The organism is Nonomuraea cavernae, assembly GCF_014646355.1.
Classification (GTDB): domain Bacteria; phylum Actinomycetota; class Actinomycetes; order Streptosporangiales; family Streptosporangiaceae; genus Nonomuraea; species Nonomuraea cavernae.
Map to the genome: position 1 here is coordinate 73301 of NZ_BMNH01000009.1, position 1379 is coordinate 74679.

A 1379-nucleotide genomic window follows, 5' to 3' on the forward strand; every position below is an offset into this window, starting at 1 on the left:
CGCGGCCGGCGCCGGGTACGACGCGTCGGAGATCCCCAGGTCTCACCGCGGCGTCGGCATCCTCGACGCGGACGGCTCGGATCCGGTCAAGCTCCGGTCCTACTTCCTCGACGACGCCGGCACCGACCTGTCCGACGTCGCCGCCGTGGCGTACGAGCTGCGCCGCGCGGCCGGCACCCTGCCGCCGAGAGAACAGCCGGTCGACGACACCACCCAGCTTGACGCCGTACTGGCCGCGTTCGGCGAGGACGACAAGCTGCTACCTGACGAGCTGGCCGAACGGCTCGGCTGGGAACGGTCGAGGCTCGCCGAGGAGTTGGGGCCGGTCCCGCTGAAGCAGATCTGGCGCGACGGGGGCAACGCCGGCCGCGGCTGGCGGCGTGAGGACGTGGCCGCTCTGCTCGACCGCTAGGCGGCTGTTAGGCGGTCTGCCCCTGCTAGGTCTAGCGGGCTGCCTAACAGCTCCCCCACCAGCGCTCTAACACCTCTAGCACCTCTAGCAGCACCGCCCGGATACGGGCCTAGGACGGGTCTACGGGCCCCAGGAAGGACACACCATGGAACTCGTCATCGTCGGCGTGACGCTGTTAGTCCTCTACGTGCTGTGGGACCGGCAGCGGCACCCGCGTAAGTTCTGCCGGAAGTGCAAGGGGTCCGGCCGTCAGACGTCGCGGATCAGCGGACGGGCGTACGGTTCGTGCCAGCGCTGCGGCGGCAAGGGCAACCTGCGCCGGTAGCTTCCGCCCCTCGCGCACGTGGGGCTTACTCCTGACCTCTCAAATCCTGCGCATGCGCGGGATTCCGCCCCTCGCGCTCGTGGGGCTCACCCTTCGCCGCCTGCGGGTTCGATGACGTAGACGCCCATGCCGCTGACGGTCTCCACAAGCCCTTCGTCCTTGAGGACCTGGACCGCCTTACGGATGGTGTCGCGGGCGACCTCGTACTCGGCTTCCAGCTCGACCATGGAAGGGATGCGGCGTCCGGGCGGGATGTCGCCAGAGGTGATCCGCTCCCGTAGCGCGTTGGCGATCTGCCGGTACGGCGGTACGGGTCCCTCTCTGTCGATCATGTCGGCAGGCTATGTGACCAGCCGAAACGAACCATAGCTACCCCAGAGGCTAGCCGGGGGTAGTACACCTAACATATGGTGTCCGCATGACTTCCCCCAGTGATCGACCTGCCGAGATCGCCGCAGCGCAAAAGCGCATCGCCGCCGCGCTCGACGCCGTACCCGACACGGTGTGCTCTGCCTGCAGCGCAACGATCATGCGGGCCTACAGCGTCTACGGCGGCTGGCTATGGCTCGCCGTCTACGGCCAGGAGACCGTACCGGCCGCCGAATGCCCGAACAGGCCCGGCGTCTACGGCGTCGGCCACGG

General features: G+C 68.5%; 4 protein-coding genes. 3 read left to right on the forward strand and 1 reads right to left on the reverse strand.

Annotated elements, in window-relative coordinates; translation table 11 throughout:
* Together IEY82_RS17105 and IEY82_RS17110 are read left to right on the forward strand one after the other, a co-directional pair.
* On the forward strand, nucleotides 1-412 hold a 412-nt coding region (locus IEY82_RS17105; RefSeq protein ID WP_229697604.1), incomplete at its 5' end, for a hypothetical protein.
* Nucleotides 413-557: 145 nt separating this feature from the next.
* A complete protein-coding gene (locus IEY82_RS17110; RefSeq protein WP_189125123.1) occupies nucleotides 558-737 on the forward strand; it encodes a hypothetical protein in 180 nt (59 codons plus the stop codon).
* 86 nt (nucleotides 738-823) lie between these two features.
* On the opposite strand, the gene IEY82_RS17115 is transcribed toward IEY82_RS17110, so the two are convergent.
* Nucleotides 824-1069, reverse strand: coding sequence for a GntR family transcriptional regulator (locus IEY82_RS17115; RefSeq protein WP_189125124.1), 246 nt, complete (start codon nucleotides 1067-1069; stop codon nucleotides 824-826).
* A gap of 86 nt (nucleotides 1070-1155) precedes the next feature.
* Between IEY82_RS17115 and IEY82_RS38780 the strand changes: the two genes are divergently transcribed.
* Nucleotides 1156-1379 (forward strand): hypothetical protein (locus IEY82_RS38780; RefSeq protein ID WP_194518796.1); only part of this gene is annotated, 224 nt, incomplete at its 3' end.